Below are 20,030 nucleotides of genomic sequence, written 5' to 3'. Positions count from 1 at the left end.
TACAATCGGGTTTTGACGTGTTTTACAATCGGGTTTGACGTGTTTTATGAAACAGGTTTGACGCATTTTATAAAAACAGGTTAGACGCACGGCCGTGCGTCTCTACATGTTGTGTAAAACACATCCATTTGGGGGGGATTCAATCATCCACCCGGTTATTGAATTCATCTTTATCCCAATTTCACGGATTTTGGATGAAATAATTTTTAACCCAATTTATTAAAAATGCCACCCAAAAAACAAAAAAATGCACAAATTTCGATTATTTTATTTTGCAACTATCTGATAATCAATTGTAATATTTTTATTACCATATACGATAAAAACAAAAACCCGGTAGAACTGCGGTATGTTGCAAAAAAAGATTGCCCGGACAATTACCTTTATGTGCGCAGTCGGCAAAAAGCAGTCAAAGAGGCCTCGATGAACGAACACTTTTCACAGCATTACCAGGAAGAACTTGAGAACATAAAAGGGGCATTACACAAAAAAGGGGGTACGAAAAAACTGGAAAAAGTATGGGAGCGCATCGGCAGGCTCAAAGAAAGGTACCCCACAGCCAATAAGCATTACACAATTACAGTAGTGCCCGATGCAAATCAGGAAAAAGCCACAGACATAACCTGGGTTAAAAACCCTGTGAAACCCAAACAGGGAGAAGGCATTTATTTTATCCGTACCACTCTTTCAGGGAAGTAAGCCAGATACCACAGGATTTTTTTGCCGACACAGGAATATTTGGTCAATCAAGTTATTGAACAATAAAACCGGGGCCTGTTTTTAATTTTCTACAAAACAGGCCCCGACAAAACATAAATTTAGAAATAATTTTCCGCGTCGGAAATGATAAACGTTGTCATCATCACTCCCATTTCATACTCTTTACCCTGTCAACTACAAGCTTCACATTTTAAAGGGAATATCAGGAAGAAGTCCATGTCCCAGATTCAATATGTAATCAGAATGTTCACAATAAAAAGGCATCAGTTCTTCCAGAGCGGCCTCAATATCGGCAGGTTTAGAGTATAACAACCGGGGATCTATATTCCCCTGAAGCCCCACATTGGGATGTACCAGTTCACGGGCATGGGCAATGGCATTTGCCAGTCAATACTGACAAAATCGGCAATATCAGGGGGTGACATGTTCGAGTCCGGTTCTCAGTCCTTTGGGAAAGAAAATAAAAGGAGTGCGTGATTCCCTGATGGATAGTGAATTCATGCTCGTTTCAAAAATTTAAAACAACAACCAATTTGGCAACAAAGATGCTTTTTAGACCGGGCTCATTATTTATTTTTGAGTACTTCATTCAAGACTGTCTGCGCATTTTTGGCAGCTTTATCTCCTGCCGTTGCCTTTATGATTTCTACAAATTCATTAAGCTGTCCGGGAGTTAAGCCCAGGTTCAGACAAATTGTTAAATGAGAATATAACATCGGTTCAACGCCTCCTATGCTGCTGAGTACCGATATGGTGACCAATTCCCGTTCGGCAAAAGTCAGTACATCCCGGTCAAAAATATCGGCAAACAGGTGTTCTTTCAGAAAAACTTCAATAACAGGTGCAAAAGCGGCATAACCTTTTTGGGTACCGGTTTGGGGCACGCCGGTGAGTTTTTCAAGATTATCCCTTCCCCGTTCGTATTTGCTACGTTTATCATTTATTGGCGAAGCCGGGAGACCCAATTCATCTTCAATTCCTTTTGCTTTTCGTTCTTCAAGCACTTCCATGAATGTTTGCAATCCCCTGATACTTCGGGGAAATCCGCAATAGGCATAAAGATGCACCATTACTTCTTTTATTTCATTGATGGTCAATCCGGCATCCAGCCCCTCATGCAACTGCATCTTTAAATCTGACAAATGGCCCATTCCTGTTGTAGAAGCTATGGCAATAATGCTTTTTTCTTTCTGACTAAGATGCTGGTCGCTATTGCCTGACTGTGCCATTGCATTGTTTGTGAAAGCTGAAGCGCAAACCATCAGCACAATTGATCCTAAAGTCTTTAATTGTCTCATTTTTTTATTGTTGTTGGGGTTTCTTTTTGAATGGATTCATCCCATGCAGGGAATTGAAATGTTTCCTGTTGCGAAGGCATGGAAAATATTCCAAAATGCTGGATCATGTGCATCAGAATAACGCCCAACAACGCAAATCCCCGAAGAGCATCTAATATTGTAATTCGTTTTAACGGTGATGATAAGGATATGTTTTGTTCCATAATTGGCTGTTTCCTTTTTTTGATTATTTCATATCTGTTAGTTTTAATAATAAAAAGCATTAATCACCGCCCGGAGCCATCAATTTGGTGAACGAAAGTGAGCCCAATTTCCAAATTCCGTCTTGTTTAACATATACTTCAGTCACCTCAAACGGGTTGGAAACTTCATTCCCACCAACTTCTGCTAACAAAGTAATTCGGTTTAAAAGAATGGCTGTATGGTCAATAATTTTCACCGATACTTCATGAATATCTGCTTTTTTATACCAGATACCACCGCTTTCTATAATATTCAGCTCACGCTCTTTTCCCCATGAACCTCCCATGTGAACAAACACCGCTTTTTCGTGGAAGAGGTTGTCCAATTTATCTACATTTTTGTCTGACATCCACTGCCACTTCTGTTTCGAGAGATCAATGACTTCCTGCTCAGCGGCAGAATTTTGTGCAAAGGACCATGATGTGCATAGCATCAAAAACAGTCCGAGAATTGTTGTTTTCATATAGTTTCCAGTTTAATTTACAAATACTTACCGAAGAATTCATTAAGTTTATTGAGTGCAGTATAAAAAGCCTTCAAACTGCTGATTTTTACCATTTTTACCCCTGACCCCTAAAGGGGAACTGCTAAAAATCAGCAGTTTGAAAAAGTTCCCTTTAGGGGATTTAGGGGTCAAAAGACTTTTTAGACTGCACTCTTTATTCATTGTCTGATCGACATATTGAGGGACATAGTATGTTTGAATGTGGGTGGCACCCGGAATAAGGAACAGTTCTTTTTCATCTGTTCCGTAGTATTCCTGAATGATGCTATAAGTCAACTTTCCTTGATCCCAGCCATTTTACTATTTCCGGATCGCGATGGTCCAAAAAGGATGAGGTTTTGGTATCCAGAGTTAAAATAGCTTCCATATCCTCAGGTGTTAATTCAAAATCGAGACTGTTGAAATTTTGCTGAATTCTCTCTTTATGAACGGATTTTGGAATAGCCACTACTCCCCGCTGCGTTAACCACCGAAGGACAACCTGGGCTACTGATTTGTTGTATTTCTCCCCGATTTCGGTAAGCACCTCATTGGTGAAGAGGTTGTTTTTGCCTTCGGCAAAGGGGCCCCAGGATTCATGCTGAACACCATTTTCTGTCAAAAATTTCTGTGTTTCAACCTGCTGGTTAAAAGGATGCGTTTCAATCTGGTTAACCGCGGGAACAATTTCATTGAAAGTGATCAAATCCATTACCCGGTCGGGATGGAAATTGCTTACGCCAATAGCTCTTATTTTTCCTTCTTTGTAGAGCTCTTCCATTGCCCGCCAGGAACAATGTACATCCCCGTAAGGCTGATGGATTAAGTATAAATCCAGATAATCGAGTTGTAATTTATTCAAGGATTTTTCAAAAGCTTTTCTCGTGTTTTCGTAGCCGGTGTCTTGTAACCAAAGCTTCGTGGTGATGAATAATTCCTCCCTTGCAATTCCACTCTTTTTTATGGCATTGCCAACAGCAGTTTCGTTCATATAAACCGCTGCAGTATCTATCAATCGGTAACCGGTTTCTATTGCTGAAAGCACACTTCTTTCGCACTCACTTAAGTCTGGTATTTGAAAAACACCAAAACCCAGAATGGGCATTTCAACACCATTGTTTAATTTTACTGTTTGCATAATTCCTCTGATTTTAATTAAAGCATCTGCTTTGTCGGGCGAAAAAGCACCTCATTCACATCTACATCCTCCGGTTGACTTATTACAAAAGCGACTGAACGGGCGAAAGAATCAGCAGGGATGGCATTTTTTTCATAAAATTCTTTGATTCCTTTGGCTATGTCAGGATCAGTAACGCTATCCGGAAGGCCTGTATCGACAGCTCCCGGAGAGATAACCGAAGTACGGATGTTGTATGGTTTTACTTCTTGTCTTAATGCTTCCGAAATTACTCTTACCGAATATTTGGAGGCTGAATAAACCGCACCACCAGGGCTAATTGTATGTCCGGCAACGGAAGAAACACTGATAATCTGTCCTGATTTTTGCTTCTTCATGTGTGGTAACGCTGCCGCAATACCATAAAGGACTCCTTTGATATTTATATCAATACAGGCATCCCAGTCTTCTATTTTTAAGTATTCCAGTGGAGACAATGGCATAATACCTGCGTTGTTCAGCAAAACGTCAATTTTGCCAAATTCATTCACCGCTGAATCCACAAGGTTTTTAACCTGCTCAGCTTTCGTCACATCTGTTGTTACAGCCAAAGCCTTACCCCCTTTATCTTTTATTTCCCGGGCTAAAGTCTCAATTTTATCGGTACTCCTGGCACCTAAAACCACAATTGCACCTCTTTCCGAGAGGTATTGTGCAGTAATTTTTCCAAAGCCACTGCTGGCTCCTGTAATTACGATTACTTTTTCTTTTAAATTTTCCATTTTTACAATTATTTAGATTTATCCAATCCTGTTTCTTTCAACCATTTCGACATTAAATCGGCAATTTCAACATTATTCAAATCAGAGAAAGGGAAATGGGTGTTGCCTTTAATTCCTATCTCCGGTAAATGCACAACAGTTACATCCCCACCATATTTGTTGACGACATCACGCCACAACCTGGCCATTGAGAGCCGTACGCGCCAGCCATCCTGACCGGGATTTTCAACCGGTTTATCGGGGATGAAATCACCATAATAAATTACGATAGGGATTTTTGTTAACTGCATGAATTCTTCCATGGGTACTCCTTCAGCTTCAAGTGTTCCTCCCGAACTCGGTTTAGGGGCCGGGACTTCACCTTCGGGGAACAAAAATCCACTTCCAGGCTCATAAGAGACAATGGCTTTAATGTTTTGATTCCTGATGGCGGTAAGCCAGCCCATTCCTCCGGAGTGTGAATGTGTCACAAGAATGCCCGGGCCTATTTTATCGAACAGCGCCGAAACCGCTTTTGCATTCACCTCTACATCAATGGGCCCGATATCGGGCGTCATTTGGCGGAAATATTGATTAAGCGTGGCGGAGTCCCGGGCAAATTGCACTCCTTCAAAAAAATCGGGCCATATACCCAGTCGAAAAGTGCCAAACCATTCCTGTTCATCGGGCGTTGGCTTAAAGTCGCCTGCCACGGCGCTTCTGCCTGCATCGCCCCGCCGGGGCTGATCTAAAACATAAACCGGAAATCGTCGCCGCAAAAAGATATTCTGAAAGCCTTCACGTCCATCAGGGGTTGTTTCCCATGTTTTGGAAAACTGGCCGAAACCGTGCCACATCACCAACGGATATTGGCGTGCATTGGCAGGAATTTGATAAAAAACATAAGCATGATCGCCATGATAAGTCTGCCCTTCAGATGTTGGATTATATGGATCAAACGTGCCGGGATTGGTAAGCACAGTCCCGCCTATGGCAAAACTCCCCTGCTCTTTGATTACAATAAAATCGGTCCCTTTTTTTTCTTCCTTGTTGGTGCAGGATGCCACAAATAACATTATGGCAATCAAACCCATGCAAGTAGCATTGGTTGAAAGTCTTCCCGGTTTAAGTATTGTTCTCATATTTAGAATGCTTTAAATTTTAAATCTGCAGGCTTTTATCGATCAATCGTTTTTGCCGAACCCTCTGAATATCTGTCCCCACTAGGCTCAATTTTCGAAACTTCTTTTTGGATTTCCTCCAATTCTTCGGGAGTGAATTCTATAACTGTTGAACCTTATTTTCTTTATGGCGATGCATCTTTGTGGTACCCGGAATAGGAACAATCCAGGGTTTCTGAGCCATTAACAAGGCAAGGGCAATTTGTGCCGGGGTTGCATCTTTCCGGTCTGCTGTTTAAACCGGCCATTTTACCGTCCTGAATATGAAATCCAAATTTTGTCGCCACAACAACATCCTTCCGAAAAGGGGCTATGGCCTCACCCACCATTTCTTCATTGGTGAATGGGCCATAAACTTCTGCCGTGTCAAAAAGGTTGACCCCCAGTTCATAAGCTTTCCTGATAAGCTTTATGGCTTCTTTTTTGTCTGTAACTTGTCCATAACCGAAGTTAAGCCCCATACATCCAATCCCAAAGCGAAGACTTCTAAACCTTGTGTGCCTAATTTTCGTTTCTTCATTATATCAATATCAAAGATTTTCAATTCTTTAAGAATTAAAGAGTGCGATATAAAAAGCATATTTTTGTCAAAGTCAAGGCGTTTTAAATTTTTATGCCGAAGTTAACCCGTTGTTAATGAGGATTCATTCGAATGAAATGAGCATGACAAAGATTGTCATGCTCATTTCAAAAATTAAAAAAAACAATAAGTTTGGCGATAAAAAAGCTTTTTAGACCGGGCTCATTAAACTTAACAAATATCAGGAAACCAAACTAAAAATCAGTATACAAATTACGGTTTATCGTACCACTTTTACTGATTTTAATATGATTATGTGATTTTCGTCTCAGGAATACTTAATTTTGTTTTGGGTAAAAAAATATTTTATGGAAGGAATATTCAAATATGATACGGTAAGCGAATACAATGACCTGAACAATCATGAAACACTTCACCCGTTGGTGAACATCATTGATTTTTCAAAGGCAAATCCAATAAACTGGGGAGAAAGGAAAAATGTCAGACTAAATTTTGGGCTGTATTGCATATTCCTGAAAGATGTAAAATGCGGTGATTTAAAGTATGGCCGTAATTATTATGACTACCAGGAGGGTACATTGGTGTTTGTAGCTCCTGGTCAGGTGCTGGAAATAGAAAACAATGAAAAAGTTTACCAGCCCAAAGGTTACGCCCTGGTATTTCATCCCGACCTGCTTCTGGGAACCAATTTAGCAAAAAGCATTCATGATTACAGCTTTTTCAGTTATAATACGCATGAGGCCTTGCATATTTCAGAACGTGAAAGGCAAATAGTGCTGGACTGCTTTTCCAATATAAAATATGAGTTACAGCAAAGTATAGATAAGCATAGTAAAAAGGTGATTACTTCCAATATTGACTTGTTTTTACATTACTGTGATCGCTTTTACGACCGACAGTTTATTACCAGGGAAAGTGTCAACAAGGGGATTCTGGAAAAATTTGAATATCTTCTGAATGACTTTTTCTCGTCGGGCAAGCCACAGACAATTGGCCTGCCATCAGTGGCTTATTTCGCAGAAAAGCTGCATTTGTCGGCCAATTATTTTGGTGATTTAATTAAAAAAGAAACCGGCAAATCAGCAAAAGAATATATTCAATACAAAATTATTGATTTAGCTAAAAGCAAAATATTTAATACTGAAAAAACGGTGCATGAAATAGCTTCAGAGTTGGGGTTTAAATATCCGCAACACTTTGCCCGCATGTTCAAGAAGAGTGTGGGGGTTTCTCCGGGTGAGTATAGAGGAATGAATTAGGAACTGTTTTTTAGTTTATCAAAAACAGCTTCATTCGTATAAAATTTATCTAAATTATTGGAATTATGCAATTTATCATGCTTTAATTGATGTTAGATTCTTCGCTCCGCTCAGAATTGACAAACAGCTAAGGTTGAGGTTGAGAGTTCACCACAGTTGACGCAGATGAACACAGATTATTTTTATTAACATCAATAAAAATCACATTTTAGTCTGTTTGCTTTTTTTAGATTCTCCCCTTCGTCAGAATGACAAAGGGCCTCTTGTCATTCTGAGGAGGTAACGACGAAGAATCTGTTGCCTGTTTTTGGTTTCTTTGATGATTAGAGGTTAGATGGTGTTTATACATATTTTATTGTGGCAATCTTTGTCATGCTCGTTTTATAACTGTAAATATTCTTTCTTTATACGGGCAAACTGCAGGGTTGCATGGGGTTGGGGGAAAAAGCTAAAACGCAAAGACGTATGTTGTGTTTATAATTCACACTACTGGCTACTGACTAAAAACTACTGACTAAAATACTTATATCTAAAAATCTATTAAAACAACCTTTGTCATGCTCTTTTCATCAGGTAGAAAGCCGGCGTTGTCTTTTTATCAATCTTTTCAAAGGGTATTTGACAAAGATTATTTGATTAGCTATATAGAATATACATCCATATCCGAATTAAAACAAATGTTAAACATAAAATAATAAAAAAATGAAGTACAAATTGTTAGGAAACACCGGATTAAAAGTTTCGGAACTTTGCCTGGGAACCATGACCTTTGGTGGACGTGGCATGTGGACAGCTATTGGCACGTTGCCTCAGGAGCAGGCCAATGAACTGGTAAAAATGGCTGTTGAAGGCGGGATTAATTTCATTGATACCGCCAATATTTACAGCGAAGGGCTGAGTGAAAAAATGACCGGACAAGCTATTCGTGATCTGGGCCTTAAGCGGGATGAACTGGTTCTTGCAACCAAAGTCAGAGGAGCTATGGGTGAAGGGCCCAACGATGCAGGCCTCAGCCGGAAACATATTTTACAACAGGCCCACGAAAGTCTTAATCGGCTTAATACCGATTATATTGATCTTTATCAGATTCATGGCTTTGATCCGCTGACACCAATGGAAGAAACACTCGAAGCGCTTGATTCACTGGTGCAAAGTGGAAAAGTGAGATACATAGGATGCAGCAATCTTGCAGCCTGGCAGATTATGAAATCACTGGGGATTTCCAGTCTGAATCACCTGAGCAAATTTGTCTCTCTTCAGGCCTACTACACCATTGCAGGGCGTGATTTGGAGCGCGAAATTGTACCCATGTTGCTGGATCAGAAAATGGGACTCATGGTTTGGAGCCCGTTAGCCGGAGGTTTATTGAGCGGAAAATACAGTCGTAACGCCGAAACCAAAGAAGGTCGCCGCGTAAATTACGATTTTCCACCGGTTAATAAAGAGAAGGCTTATGATATAATTGATGTGATGAAACAGATTGCAGATTCCAAAAAGGCTACTGTTGCTCAAATTGCACTTGCCTGGCTTTTGCATCAGCCGGTAGTCACATCTATAATTGTGGGCGCTAAAAAGCCTGATCAACTTGCTGACAACCTTAAATCTGTAAATGTGAAATTATCTGCCGATGAATTGGATAAACTGAATGAAGTAAGCAAACTGGAACCTGAATACCCCGTATGGATGATGGCATTATTGAAGGAAATGGATCAAAATCGAATATAAGGAGTTGATACTTTACTGGCGGAGAGGATGACATAGTGAGTGATGTTGAATTTCTCAATGGGGAATTTTGTTACCTCTTCGCTTCAAGTTTGATCATCAAGTCCGGTATAAAAGCATCTTTTTGTCAAACGCAAGGCATTTTAAATTTTTGTACTGCAATAACAATGTTAATGAGCACTCAATAATTTAAAACCACAATGAGTTTGATAATAAAGACGCTTTTTATACCGGGCTCACCATTGGCAATGCTATTTAGAACCCGGCTATAAAGAATACTTCTTTACCCGAAAAAAATGTTAAACACTAAAAATAATTAAAATATGAAGTACAAATTGTTAGGAAACACCGGATTAAAAGTTTCGGAACTTTGCCTGGGAACCATGACCTTTGGTGGTAGTGGCACGTGGACATCCGTTGGCGCATTGCCTCAGGAGAAGGCCAATGAACTGGTAAAAATGGCTGTTGAAAACGGAATTAATTTCATTGATACGGCCAATATTTACAGCGAAGGAATGAGTGAACGGATAACGGGACAAGCTATCCGTGATCTGGGTCTTAAGCGGGATGAACTGGTTCTTGCAACCAAAGTCAGAGGAGCTATGGGTGAAGGGCCCAACGATGCAGGCCTCAGCCGGAAACATATTTTACAACAGGCCCACGAAAGTCTTAATCGGCTTAATACCGATTATATTGATCTTTATCAGATTCATGGCTTTGATCCGCTGACACCAATGGAAGAAACACTCGAAGCACTTGATTCACTGGTGCAAAGTGGAAAAGTGAGATACATAGGATGCAGCAATCTTGCGGCCTGGCATATTATGAAAGCACTTGGGATTTCCAGTCTAAATCACCTGAGCAAATTTGTCTCTCTTCAGGCCTACTACACCATTGCAGGGCGTGATTTGGAGCGCGAACTTGTACCCATGTTGCTGGATCAGAAAATGGGACTCATGGTTTGGAGCCCGTTAGCCGGAGGTTTATTGAGTGGGAAATACAGTCGTAACGCCGAAACCAAAGAAGGTCGCCGTGTAAATTTCGATTTTCCACCGGTTAATAAAGAGAAGGCTTATGATATAATTGATGTGATGAAACAGATTGCAGATTCCAAAAAGGCTACCGTTGCCCAAATTGCACTGGCCTGGCTTTTACATCAGCCGGTGGTCACATCTGTGATTTTGGGCGCTAAAAAGCCGGAACAACTTGCTGATAACCTTAAATCTGTAAATGTGAAATTATCTGCCGAAGAATTGAGTAAACTAAATGAAGTAAGTAAACTCGATCCTGAATATCCCGGATGGATGATAGAAAGACAGAGCGAAGATCGCAAATAATTCGGCACTTTACCGGCGGAGGGGATGACAAACAGATGTAGATACGGTGAGTAACTGTTGAAGTTATCAAGGGGAGTTTTGTTAACCCTCCGCTTCAAGTCTGATAAATGAGTCCGGTATAAAAGCATATTTTTGTCATAATCAAGGCGTTTCAAATTTTTGTTATGCAGTTAACCCATTGTTAATGAGCATTCAATAATTTAAAACAATAATGAGTTTGGCAACAAAAATGCTTTTATCCGGACTCATTACATTATTCAAACATCCTCAAGAGGGGAGCGTCTTTTATTGGCAAGCTTCTTAAAATGTGTAGGAGTAAGACCGGTTAATTTTTTGAATTGATTGGAAAGATGAGCAACACTGCTATAATGCATTTTGTAGGCAATTTCTGTGATATTGAGTTCGTCATAAACGATCAACTCTTTAACTCTTTCGATCTTATGAGCCAAAAAAAATTTTTCAATGGTCATGCCTTTAACCTCTGAGAAAAGATTGGCCAAATAGGTATAATCATAATTAAGTTTTTTACTCAGGTAATCCGAAAGATTTACTTTAATCTGATCTTCCTCATAATGAACAAGTTCAATAACAGCAATCTTTATCTTTTCGACAAGAATGCTTTTTTTGTCATCCATTAATTCCAGTCCCGATACTTTTAATGCCCTGTCCAGATGTTCTCTTTGCTCAGGTGAAATATCCTCAATTATATTGACTTCACCAAGTTTAACTTCAACATAATGTAGCCCGCACTTTTCAATCTCAGCCTTTACCACCATCTGGCAGCGGGCAGAAACCATATTTCTGATAAAAAGTTTCAACGAAGGCGTTTTATTTAGGAATTCTCTAAAGTTATAAATTATTATCAACTAATCAATAAGTCTGTCTCTAAAAGAGCATTTGAGGAGTAAGCGCATCGATAATGATCAAAAAGTATTACAAAAAACATGAAGCGGCTGCCGGTAATAGACAACAATTCTTTTTATCAAAAAAACATGAAATAACAAGGTACTTTGCTTCGAAACTATCTACCACCGAGGCCATTAATCATTCCTTCCATTTAATACTGCATCCTATTGCCTTAGTTATTGTAACTTCCAGGGGTCTTCAGGCTTCTGGTACTTTGGCAGTTTACTGAGACGGGAAATCAAGACTGACAAAAACGAATTTCACTTTTTCGTCCTCAAGATCAGATGCCGCCTTAAGAAACCCCGTTATCTCTTCGACACATGGCTTACACCAGGTGGCCCGGAATTTGAACACATAGGTAGCGTCATTGTTCATATGTAACCAGGGCTCAAAATGTTTAAAATTCATTTCGGGAATGTTTTGTCCTGCAAGTGGCAAACCCGACAATGTTTGAGGCACTGATACTCATCATCTGCCTTATCTGAGTTGTAAATTTCTCAAAATAAACACTCTGCGTCATTGCGTCTTTGCATTTAGCTTTATTTTATATATCTTTAACACACAAAGAATTACCAATATGAGAACAATTTTTTTTATTTCAGCACTGATACTTCTGACATCGTGCAAAACAGGCGTGCAGCCGGTAAAAAACACCCCAACAGCTGAACTGGGCGAGGGCGCTATATGGCATCCGCAAAAAGAAGCCTTGTTATGGGTCGACATCACCGGAGGAAAAGTCTTCATGTACAAGCCACAGGAGGGGATGCTTCACAACATATCCCTTGAAAGCATGGTAGGAACAGTTGTTCCTGCTACGGGTAAATTCATGGCTGTAGCAGCCCAGGAAACAGGTATTTACGGCATTACGGAAAATGAAGAATTAAAATTACTGGCCGGTTTTCCAAAAGATGCTGAAGCCAATGTGCGCTTTAATGACGGAAAGTGCGACCCGGCCGGACGGTTCTGGGTAGGTACCATGTCCAAAACAGAACAGGAAAACGCTGGTAAGCTTTACATGCTTAAAGGAAACAGCCTCGAAGTAAAGCAACCCAACGTCACCATTTCCAACGGCATTGTCTGGGATACCAATAAAAACCTGATGTATTACATCGATACGCCTACTCAAAGTATCTTTGCTTATAACTATGCTCCTGAAACAGGTGAAATCTCAAATCGACGTGTGGTTGTAGAAGTTCCGAAAGAAATGGGGAGTCCCGATGGCATGTCCATCGATGCCGAAGGGAAACTCTGGGTAGCCCACTGGGGTGGCTACGGAGTTTACCGATGGGACCCCAAATCGGGTGAGCTGATGGGAAAAATTGAGGTGCCGGCGCCCAACGTTACTTCTTGTGCTTTTGGCGGAAAAGACCTGAAAACACTTTATATTACCACCGCCAGAGAAGGATTATCCAAAGAACAACTGGAAGAATATCCTTTGAGCGGTTCGTTGTTCGTAACTAAAACAAAATCAAAGGGTACGCCTGCATTTGTTTTTACAATGAATGGATCATTAGATTTTTAGATTTTCAGATACCTGCCTGCCGATAGGCCGGGCAGGCAGGTTAGATGTGAGATGATTCATTCGTATATAATTTGATAAAAGGGCGAATTAAGCTCGGTCTGCCGCTTCGCTCTCAGCTTTCAACCCTTGCAACCTTTTACCGTTCCACCATTCTGCCTTTCTACCCTTCTACCACTTCCAGTGCCAATAACCACAGGAAGGATTCAACCCCATGCCCATGCTACGGACTAAATTGCTTATATCAAAAAATCCATCAATTTTTACAACCTTTTTTATGTAAATTCGTCTATCTTTTACAAAAACAACAAAACAAATTATGCCTAAAAGTTTTTTTTACATTCTAATTGGCTTTGTTTTGCTTTTGGCAGGTTGTAAGAAAGATGAACTGACACTGCCGGCCGAAGTGGATATGCAATTCCTGTTGAACCCATATTATGCTGATGCGGAATTTGATGATGAGGAGAAAAAAGAGGCAGACGAAGATAATAGTGATAATAACCCATTCAGTGAAAGCGATGGAATAGTCGCTGATGATGGCACCTCTCAAAATATTCCCGGCAACAAAATTCAAATAGAATCATTGGAAATAAACCGGGGAAAGATTGTCCTTACAGATATAGAGATTGAAGGCATACGTGAACAGGGTGAAGATGTTTATCTTGCCATACCATTCGAACCTCCATTGCAGATTGACATGAAGGAAGGCATTGCTTCAGATCAGCACATCTCATTCGATCTTCCGCAAGGCATTTACGAAAAACTGGAGTTCAGATTTTTCCTCGGAGGTGAGAAACAGACTGCAATTCAGTTCCAGGGTAATATTAAAGCGGGAAATTCAGCAAAGGCAGGGTTTAACTTTAGGTATATCAAGCAGGAAGATTTCCAGGTCAGAGCAATGAGGAAAAATCACCGCCCGACGGAAAATATCATCATCAATAAAGACAAAACGACTAAGGCAAGCATGATAATTGATGCAGAAAATTTGTTTAGTGCCCTCCTCATCCCGCCATTTTTTTTATCTGTACCTGGTAGTTATGATGCAGGTAATGAAATAACCATTAGCAATTTAAATAAAAAAAATAAAGCAATTTTCGGCCTGATGCAGGGCAGGCTGGAAAAATCTGTTTCTGTTGTTTTTGAATAAGATACATGGAGAGAGAACTCTTTCCGGAAGAGGAAATCATAGAAGGATGCAAAAAAGGCAAGCGGCATTATCAGGAGTTATTGTATCGCCGTTTTGCCCCGGTCATGTACGGGGTATGTCTGAGTTACGCCAAAGACCGGGAACAGGCCATGGATATATTGCACGACGCTTTTCTGAAAATATTCCGGAACATTGATACTTACAAAAAACAGGGGTCTTTCGAAGGATGGATACGAAGAATTGTTACCAATACAGCAATAGACCATACACGAAAAAATTCCAAAACTTTTCAGTTCATTACCAATGACATCCCGGATACTGAAGATACAGATGAAGAAAAACCCGACATCGGGCTCAATGAATTGCTGGAACAGGTAGCCCGGCTTCCTGAAGGCGCCCGAATGATATTTAACCTCTATACCCTCGAAGGGATGAGCCATTACGAGATTGCGGAAAAACTGAATATTTCAGTGGGCACCTCCAAATCTCAGTTCAGCAGAGCCAAAAGCATGTTACGAACCTGGGTAAGAGAATTAATAAAAAAGAAAGATGGACTTTCTTAAATGGTATAAAAATACAATTGAATCGGGGCAGGAACTACCGCCCGAAGAACTTTGGGATGATATTCAGAACGATCTGGATATCGATATGGTGTACAACCGTATTGAAAAGTCCCTGAAAAAAGACAGACAAAAAATATGGCTTCGGCGTGCTTCTGCTGCAGCAGGTATTTTGCTGTTTTTATCCACGGGTATATGGTTGCTGAATCAATCAAAGCAAGTGGTTACCCCTGCAGTTGTCCAGAATAATAAACCTGAAAAAGAGGAAGATTCACTTCAAAAAGCAGGAATAACAACCACTACAGACTCTGTGCAACACCTCCGTACCGACGAACTAAGAGAAACTGAAACAGACATAGAAACAGTTAAAGCAGAGAAACTGACTTTTCCGGACAATGATATTGCCCCTCTAAAAATTGTGAAGGTTACCAGCACATCTGCAACAAAAGATACGTCTGACAATAAAAACAACGACATCGCCGCCCGGGAATTTGATGTGAGGTTCAATACAATGGCATCGACTCAATTTGTTTTACCGAAGCAAGAATATAACGGTATTCAAGAAAAACTGATAACAGAGTTAAGTCTGCCCGAACCGGAAAAACACCCGCTTGAAAACAGACTTCCTTCATCCGGCATATTTTCCGGGTTGACATTTTCGGCCGATGGAGAATTTGCCAACACGTGGCTGATCAATCAAAAAACCATTGAAGGACTCGATCCTCAAGACCTGACTGCCACAAAACCGACTTTCAACAGCAACTATGGTTTTAGCATTGCAGGTAATCTGAACGAACGGTGGGAAATTGTTAGTAGTTTCAGCGTAGCACGGCAGAATGGTCAGCAATATAAAGAGTATTATCACGGGAAATATGTGTCCAACAGCATTAATCTTGATTATATGGATATTGCATTGAAGGCACGTTACAAACCTTTCAGAAATAATCTTAACCATGCCTTATCGGCAGGTATTTATTCAGGATTTCTTCAAAATGCAACCCAGACCATCAACGGAGAAACTACAAACATTACATCAGATTATACGAATACAGACTTTGGATTGGTTGCCGGGTATCAATACCTGGCTCCTGTTTCCAGGAACATAACAGTAGGGGCAGGGCTTTTTTACCGCATGGGATTAAAAAATGTATTCGCAGGAAATCAAATGGTTAACAGTTCACTCAACCACTCCACAAACACATCCTTCAATTTTTCTTTGTCGGTTGGATATACATTTTCATTATAAATTTTCCAACCCTTTCAACATGTCTTCGTCTTACAAACAAAAACAACAGAAAAATAAATAATAAATAACTAAAAGAATCAGGGTTACTATGAAAAAACTAATCTTTCTGACAGCTGTATTGGCGATGCCATTTCTGATTGCATCCTGCAGCGACGACGAGACAAGCGACAAAGGGACATTGAAACTTTCCATTACCGATGCACCGCTTGATACCGATGGGATCACAGCCGTTAACATCACGGTTAATGAAGTTCAGTATCACATTAAAGACAACGAGTGGAGAACCTTTGAAGAGTTCGAGGCCGATACCTTTAATCTGCTTGAGCTGACCAACGGCAATTCGGAATTGCTGGGCCGTTTTGAATTGGGAGCAGGCACATACACTCAACTCCGCTTTATCCTGGATGCACCGGAAAAAGGACAATCCACACCGTCAAATCCCGGTTGCTACCTGGAATTTGAAGATGGTTCCACTCAGGCTTTATTTGTTCCCAGTGGCTCCGAGTCGGGATTTAAAGGTACAGGTGCTTTTACGGTACCATTAAACGGGGAAGTAGCCATAACGGCCGATTTTGATGCACGCAAATCTGTAGTAAAAGCAGGAACCTCTGGCATGTACATTTTAAAACCTACGATCAGACTGGTAGTAGATAACCAGGCCGGTTCGATAAAAGGCCAGGTTTCCAACATCCCGGAAGGAAGTAATGCAGTAGTATATGCCTACGAAAGCGATACCTATACAGAAGAGGAAGCTGCAGAGCCGGAAGAAGAAGCCGTTCGTTTCCCCAATGCGGTTACCAGCAGTATGGCCGGGGAAACCGGGGAATACACACTTTCATACCTTGCACCGGGCGCTTATGACCTGGTAGTGGTTGAAACCATTGAAGGAGCCTTCAACCAGGTGCTTGGCACTGTTGAAGACGTTGAGGTTGAAAGTTTGAAAGAAAGTATTTCGGATATAAATATAGATGAACTGTAACTTTTTATTTTGAACTTTTGGGTTAGGGTTAAGTTGGAAGAAGCCGGTTGACAAACGTGTCGACCGGCTTCTTTTTTCATACTCCCACCATTAACAATACTTAACTACATGCTGTATTAAACTATTTTAGGACAAAACCATCTAAAATAACAATTTCCAATCAGTAAAGACAAATACAGCATGGTTATGAAGAAGGAATGGTTTGTTCTGTCAGGGTTGATTTTATTTTTATATACAGGCTTACAGGGGCAACCTGCACCCCCTGCCGATAAAGGAAAAATATCAGGAAAGGTGGTAGATGCGGAGGAAAATGTTCCTATGGAATTTGCTACCGTTTCTATCTTTACAAAGGATTCGTCTCTGGTTGACGGCGGTATCACAGATTCCGAAGGTGAATTCTCTTTTGAATTAAACCCCGGAGATTACTATGTAGAGATCCAATTCGTTGCTTATCAAAAAGAAACTATAAATAGCATCACGATAGAAAATCGAAGAAGTGAAGTAGACCTGGGTACCATAAGGCTGACTCCCTCAACAACTAATCTTAATGAGGTAACCGTCAGAGGAGAAAAAAGCGAAATGATTATCGGGGTCGACCGAAAAATATTCAATGTAGGCAAAGACCTCACCAATACCGGAAACTCAGCTGCCGAAATACTTGATAATATCCCCACAGTAGCCGTTGATGCTGAAGGAAACGTTTCATTGCGTGGCAGCGGCGGTGTACGAATGCTGATTAACGGCAAACCGTCCGGACTGGTCAACTCCGGCAGCGCAGATGCACTCAGGGCGCTTCCCGGCAACATGATAGAACGCGTCGAGGTCATCACCAATCCCAGTGCCCGGTACGAGGCCGAAGGAATGGTCGGGATCATCAATATCGTGCTGAAAAAAGATGAACGCCGTGGCGTCAACGGTTCCTTTGAAGGTTCGGTAGCTTATCCCGAACGTTACCAGTTTGGCGCTAATGTCAATTTTCGTCGCGAAAACATCAATTACTTCTTCAACTACGGTATTCGTTACGGCGACCGTGAAGGAGAAGGCTTTTCAAATCAATACTTCCCCGAAGCAACAACCCCTTTTCATACACGCATCGACCGCAACAGAAACCGTACCGGCTGGTCGAATAACCTGCGTGGCGGTGCCGACTTTTATATTAACAGCACAACAACGCTTACTGCTGCCGGTATGTTTGATTACGACAATGAGGAAAATTTCACCGATGTTGTTTACAAGGATTATGCGGACAACAATGGTGAGCCGGGCGAAATGTTTGAAAGAACCGGACGATACGATGTCGAAAAAGAAACCGAATGGGATGTGGAATTCTCTTTGAATCTTGAAAAAATATTCGATCCCGACAACGAAGAACACAAATTAAATGCCTTTGCACAATATATTCTGGATGATGAGACAGAAGACTCTGAGATTGAAGAGCAGGTTTTTGCCACTTCACCATTTACCGAACCGGAGGAGTTCTTTTACCAAACGGTGCTGAATAATGAACAGGAAGAGAACTATCTCATTCAGGCCGACTATGTTTACCCGTTTGGTAATGACGGCAAATTTGAAGCCGGAATGCGTGGTGAATTCAGAGTCATCACCAATCCTTATGAGGTTCAAAGCCTCAACGAAAGCGGTGAATGGGAATCTGACCCTCAATATACCAACGATTTCAGCTATGATGAAAATGTGGCTGCCCTGTATCTTCAGGGTTCAAACAAATGGGGCCTTATCAGTCTGCAGTTGGGATTAAGAGGTGAATACACGGGCATAAAAACACATCTGAAACAGACAAACGAAGAGAACGAACGTTCTTATTTTGACCTCTTTCCCACCATCCATACCACTTATCATTTCGACGATTACAATTCCTGGCAAATAAGCTACAGCCGACGTATCGACCGACCACACTTCTGGCATCTGAACCCGTTCTTCGGGCTCAGTGACTCCCGAAACATCAGGCGTGGTAATCCCAACCTGGAACCGGAATATACCGATGCTTACGAAAGCGGATATGTGTACACCCCCGGCAAAGCATCTTATTATGCCGGCATTTACTATCGTTACACGACCGGAGTAGAAGAGCGAATTAATTTTGTCGACAATGACGGCATTACCATCTCTGAACCACGCAATTTGGCAGAAAGACATGCTTACGGTGCAGAAACCAATGTGTCGGTAGAACCGTTCAGGTGGTGGAACCTCTCGGGCAACGTTAACTTCTACCGAATGCAAACCGAAGGAACATTTAAACCGGAAGAAGGAGAAACTCAGGATCTGAGCAGCGATACCTGGTCGTGGGATACGCGTATCAATTCACGCATGAGATGGGAAAACGACCTGAGTTTTCAAACCACATTTTTCTACCGTGGACAACAAGAGACAACGCAGGGCCTGCGAAAACCTTTTTATATGATGTTCATGTCGCTCAGCAAGGACATACTGAAAGGAAATGGTACCATCACCCTCAACGTCCGTGATGTTTTGAACAGCCGAAAATTCAGATACGAAATTGATCAACCCGATCTGATATCAACCAATCAGTTCCGCTGGAGTACCCGCGAATTCAGACTTTCTTTGATCTACCGTCTTAACCAGCAGAAAAAACCCGGCAATGGTGGTCGCAATGGTGGACCGGATAATGGCGCTGAAGAAATGAGTTTTTAATTAGTGTGTGTCTATAAAGTCAGGAAAATTTCTTACTTAGCATGTGTCTGTTCAGAAAGTGTCATTTACAAGGCTTGCGAAGTCCGAAAACAGGGAGTTTACTCATCGTAAATGAGTAATTTTCGGACGAGCGTAACACAGTAAATGGCACTTTATGGACAGACACTAATTAGTGCCTGTCTATAAACTCGCAAAAATTTTTACAATATGTGTGTCTGTTCAGAAAGTACCAGTTGCAAGGCTTGCGAAGTCGCCAAAAACGGAGTTTACTTTTCGTAAATGAGTATTTTGGCGGCAAGCGTAACACAGCAAATGGCACTTTATGGACAGACACTAATTA

Annotated in this window: 20 protein-coding genes; 10 read left to right on the top strand and 10 right to left on the bottom strand. The window is 41.1% G+C overall.

The window, feature by feature from the left end; translation table 11 throughout:
- The first annotated feature begins 225 nt into the window (after positions 1 to 225).
- A complete protein-coding gene (locus OQ5_RS0114820) occupies positions 226 to 699 on the top strand; it encodes a hypothetical protein (RefSeq protein ID WP_016778232.1) in 474 nt (157 codons plus the stop codon).
- Between the two features lie 204 nt (positions 700 to 903).
- Here the strand turns inward: OQ5_RS0114820 and OQ5_RS0114815 are convergent, their stop codons facing one another.
- The 8 genes from OQ5_RS0114815 to OQ5_RS0114775 all read right to left on the bottom strand — a co-directional run bounded on the left by OQ5_RS0114815 (position 904) and on the right by OQ5_RS0114775 (position 6,265).
- On the bottom strand, positions 904 to 1,062 hold the full coding sequence (locus tag OQ5_RS0114815) for a uroporphyrinogen decarboxylase family protein (RefSeq protein WP_010423466.1): 159 nt from the start codon (positions 1,060 to 1,062) through the stop codon (positions 904 to 906).
- Positions 1,063 to 1,286: 224 nt separating this feature from the next.
- Positions 1,287 to 2,018 carry a carboxymuconolactone decarboxylase family protein gene (locus OQ5_RS0114810; RefSeq protein ID WP_016778231.1) on the bottom strand — a complete coding sequence of 244 codons (732 nt, stop codon included), beginning with the start codon at positions 2,016 to 2,018 and terminating at the stop codon, positions 1,287 to 1,289.
- Complete coding sequence (locus OQ5_RS0114805) at positions 2,015 to 2,221, bottom strand: hypothetical protein (RefSeq protein WP_255297569.1); 207 nt, start codon at positions 2,219 to 2,221, stop codon at positions 2,015 to 2,017. Before OQ5_RS0114805 ends, OQ5_RS0114810 begins: the two co-directional genes overlap by 4 nt.
- A 59-nt stretch (positions 2,222 to 2,280) precedes the next feature.
- Complete coding sequence (locus OQ5_RS0114800; protein WP_010423459.1) at positions 2,281 to 2,724, bottom strand: nuclear transport factor 2 family protein; 444 nt, start codon at positions 2,722 to 2,724, stop codon at positions 2,281 to 2,283.
- 307 nt (positions 2,725 to 3,031) lie between these two features.
- Positions 3,032 to 3,883, bottom strand: coding sequence for an aldo/keto reductase (locus tag OQ5_RS0114790; protein ID WP_010423454.1), 852 nt, complete (start codon positions 3,881 to 3,883; stop codon positions 3,032 to 3,034).
- 17 nt (positions 3,884 to 3,900) lie between these two features.
- The gene (locus OQ5_RS0114785; RefSeq protein WP_016778228.1) at positions 3,901 to 4,644 is read right to left on the bottom strand and encodes an SDR family oxidoreductase; all 744 of its coding nucleotides are present in this window, start codon (positions 4,642 to 4,644) and stop codon (positions 3,901 to 3,903) included.
- 8 nt (positions 4,645 to 4,652) lie between these two features.
- Positions 4,653 to 5,765: an alpha/beta hydrolase gene (locus tag OQ5_RS24855; RefSeq protein ID WP_016778227.1), complete on the bottom strand. Its 1,113-nt coding sequence runs from the start codon at positions 5,763 to 5,765 to the stop codon at positions 4,653 to 4,655.
- A 164-nt stretch (positions 5,766 to 5,929) separates the two neighbouring features.
- On the bottom strand, positions 5,930 to 6,265 hold the full coding sequence (locus OQ5_RS0114775) for an aldo/keto reductase (protein ID WP_016778226.1): 336 nt from the start codon (positions 6,263 to 6,265) through the stop codon (positions 5,930 to 5,932).
- 427 nt (positions 6,266 to 6,692) lie between these two features.
- On the opposite strand from OQ5_RS0114775, the gene OQ5_RS0114765 reads away from it, so the two are divergent.
- The 3 genes from OQ5_RS0114765 to OQ5_RS0114755 all read left to right on the top strand — a co-directional run bounded on the left by OQ5_RS0114765 (position 6,693) and on the right by OQ5_RS0114755 (position 10,663).
- Positions 6,693 to 7,604, top strand: coding sequence for a helix-turn-helix domain-containing protein (locus OQ5_RS0114765; RefSeq protein WP_010423446.1), 912 nt, complete (start codon positions 6,693 to 6,695; stop codon positions 7,602 to 7,604).
- 702 nt (positions 7,605 to 8,306) lie between these two features.
- Positions 8,307 to 9,329, top strand: coding sequence for an aldo/keto reductase (locus tag OQ5_RS0114760; RefSeq protein ID WP_016778224.1), 1,023 nt, complete (start codon positions 8,307 to 8,309; stop codon positions 9,327 to 9,329).
- A 320-nt stretch (positions 9,330 to 9,649) separates the two neighbouring features.
- Positions 9,650 to 10,663, top strand: coding sequence for an aldo/keto reductase (locus OQ5_RS0114755; RefSeq protein ID WP_016778223.1), 1,014 nt, complete (start codon positions 9,650 to 9,652; stop codon positions 10,661 to 10,663).
- A gap of 257 nt (positions 10,664 to 10,920) precedes the next feature.
- Here OQ5_RS0114755 and OQ5_RS0114750 read toward each other — a convergent pair whose 3' ends face one another.
- Positions 10,921 to 11,481 (bottom strand): helix-turn-helix domain-containing protein, encoded by a 561-nt coding sequence (locus OQ5_RS0114750; protein WP_082179601.1) that lies wholly within the window; start codon positions 11,479 to 11,481, stop codon positions 10,921 to 10,923.
- A gap of 310 nt (positions 11,482 to 11,791) precedes the next feature.
- Positions 11,792 to 11,977 (bottom strand): redoxin domain-containing protein, encoded by a 186-nt coding sequence (locus tag OQ5_RS0114740; protein WP_010419616.1) that lies wholly within the window; start codon positions 11,975 to 11,977, stop codon positions 11,792 to 11,794.
- Between the two features lie 169 nt (positions 11,978 to 12,146).
- On the opposite strand from OQ5_RS0114740, the gene OQ5_RS0114735 reads away from it, so the two are divergent.
- The 6 genes from OQ5_RS0114735 to OQ5_RS0114710 all read left to right on the top strand — a co-directional run bounded on the left by OQ5_RS0114735 (position 12,147) and on the right by OQ5_RS0114710 (position 19,690).
- On the top strand, positions 12,147 to 13,091 hold the full coding sequence (locus OQ5_RS0114735) for an SMP-30/gluconolactonase/LRE family protein (protein ID WP_016778219.1): 945 nt from the start codon (positions 12,147 to 12,149) through the stop codon (positions 13,089 to 13,091).
- A 316-nt stretch (positions 13,092 to 13,407) separates the two neighbouring features.
- Complete coding sequence (locus tag OQ5_RS0114730; protein ID WP_010419624.1) at positions 13,408 to 14,235, top strand: hypothetical protein; 828 nt, start codon at positions 13,408 to 13,410, stop codon at positions 14,233 to 14,235.
- Between the two features lie 5 nt (positions 14,236 to 14,240).
- Entirely contained in the window at positions 14,241 to 14,798 is a 558-nt protein-coding gene (locus OQ5_RS0114725) for an RNA polymerase sigma factor (protein WP_016778218.1), read from the top strand.
- Positions 14,785 to 16,041, top strand: coding sequence for an outer membrane beta-barrel protein (locus OQ5_RS0114720; protein ID WP_016778217.1), 1,257 nt, complete (start codon positions 14,785 to 14,787; stop codon positions 16,039 to 16,041). Before OQ5_RS0114725 ends, OQ5_RS0114720 begins: the two co-directional genes overlap by 14 nt.
- A gap of 88 nt (positions 16,042 to 16,129) precedes the next feature.
- Entirely contained in the window at positions 16,130 to 17,020 is an 891-nt protein-coding gene (locus OQ5_RS0114715; RefSeq protein WP_016778216.1) for a DUF4382 domain-containing protein, read from the top strand.
- A gap of 180 nt (positions 17,021 to 17,200) precedes the next feature.
- Positions 17,201 to 19,690 (top strand): outer membrane beta-barrel family protein, encoded by a 2,490-nt coding sequence (locus OQ5_RS0114710; RefSeq protein ID WP_016778215.1) that lies wholly within the window; start codon positions 17,201 to 17,203, stop codon positions 19,688 to 19,690.
- Positions 19,691 to 20,030 lie beyond the last annotated feature (340 nt).

The sequence above is a fragment of the Anaerophaga thermohalophila str. Valhall genome (assembly GCF_000250735.1).
GTDB lineage: Bacteria > Bacteroidota > Bacteroidia > Bacteroidales > Marinilabiliaceae > Anaerophaga > Anaerophaga thermohalophila_A.
This window is presented reverse-complemented; position numbering and strand designations above follow the sequence as displayed.

Excerpts from the sequence above, each read along its gene's own strand:
- OQ5_RS0114820 (WP_016778232.1), top strand. The coding sequence starts at position 226 with ATGCCACCCAAAAAACAAAAAAATGCACAAATTTCGATTATTTTATTT.
- OQ5_RS0114810 (WP_016778231.1), bottom strand. The coding sequence starts at position 2,018 with ATGAGACAATTAAAGACTTTAGGATCAATTGTGCTGATGGTTTGCGCT.
- OQ5_RS0114805 (WP_255297569.1), bottom strand. The coding sequence starts at position 2,221 with ATGGAACAAAACATATCCTTATCATCACCGTTAAAACGAATTACAATA.
- OQ5_RS0114800 (WP_010423459.1), bottom strand. The coding sequence starts at position 2,724 with ATGAAAACAACAATTCTCGGACTGTTTTTGATGCTATGCACATCATGG.
- OQ5_RS0114790 (WP_010423454.1), bottom strand. The coding sequence starts at position 3,883 with ATGCAAACAGTAAAATTAAACAATGGTGTTGAAATGCCCATTCTGGGT.
- OQ5_RS0114785 (WP_016778228.1), bottom strand. The coding sequence starts at position 4,644 with ATGGAAAATTTAAAAGAAAAAGTAATCGTAATTACAGGAGCCAGCAGT.
- OQ5_RS24855 (WP_016778227.1), bottom strand. The coding sequence starts at position 5,765 with ATGAGAACAATACTTAAACCGGGAAGACTTTCAACCAATGCTACTTGC.
- OQ5_RS0114775 (WP_016778226.1), bottom strand. The coding sequence starts at position 6,265 with ATGGGGCTTAACTTCGGTTATGGACAAGTTACAGACAAAAAAGAAGCC.
- OQ5_RS0114765 (WP_010423446.1), top strand. The coding sequence starts at position 6,693 with ATGGAAGGAATATTCAAATATGATACGGTAAGCGAATACAATGACCTG.
- OQ5_RS0114760 (WP_016778224.1), top strand. The coding sequence starts at position 8,307 with ATGAAGTACAAATTGTTAGGAAACACCGGATTAAAAGTTTCGGAACTT.
- OQ5_RS0114755 (WP_016778223.1), top strand. The coding sequence starts at position 9,650 with ATGAAGTACAAATTGTTAGGAAACACCGGATTAAAAGTTTCGGAACTT.
- OQ5_RS0114740 (WP_010419616.1), bottom strand. The coding sequence starts at position 11,977 with ATGAATTTTAAACATTTTGAGCCCTGGTTACATATGAACAATGACGCT.
- OQ5_RS0114735 (WP_016778219.1), top strand. The coding sequence starts at position 12,147 with ATGAGAACAATTTTTTTTATTTCAGCACTGATACTTCTGACATCGTGC.
- OQ5_RS0114730 (WP_010419624.1), top strand. The coding sequence starts at position 13,408 with ATGCCTAAAAGTTTTTTTTACATTCTAATTGGCTTTGTTTTGCTTTTG.
- OQ5_RS0114725 (WP_016778218.1), top strand. The coding sequence starts at position 14,241 with ATGGAGAGAGAACTCTTTCCGGAAGAGGAAATCATAGAAGGATGCAAA.
- OQ5_RS0114720 (WP_016778217.1), top strand. The coding sequence starts at position 14,785 with ATGGACTTTCTTAAATGGTATAAAAATACAATTGAATCGGGGCAGGAA.
- OQ5_RS0114715 (WP_016778216.1), top strand. The coding sequence starts at position 16,130 with ATGAAAAAACTAATCTTTCTGACAGCTGTATTGGCGATGCCATTTCTG.
- OQ5_RS0114710 (WP_016778215.1), top strand. The coding sequence starts at position 17,201 with ATGGTTATGAAGAAGGAATGGTTTGTTCTGTCAGGGTTGATTTTATTT.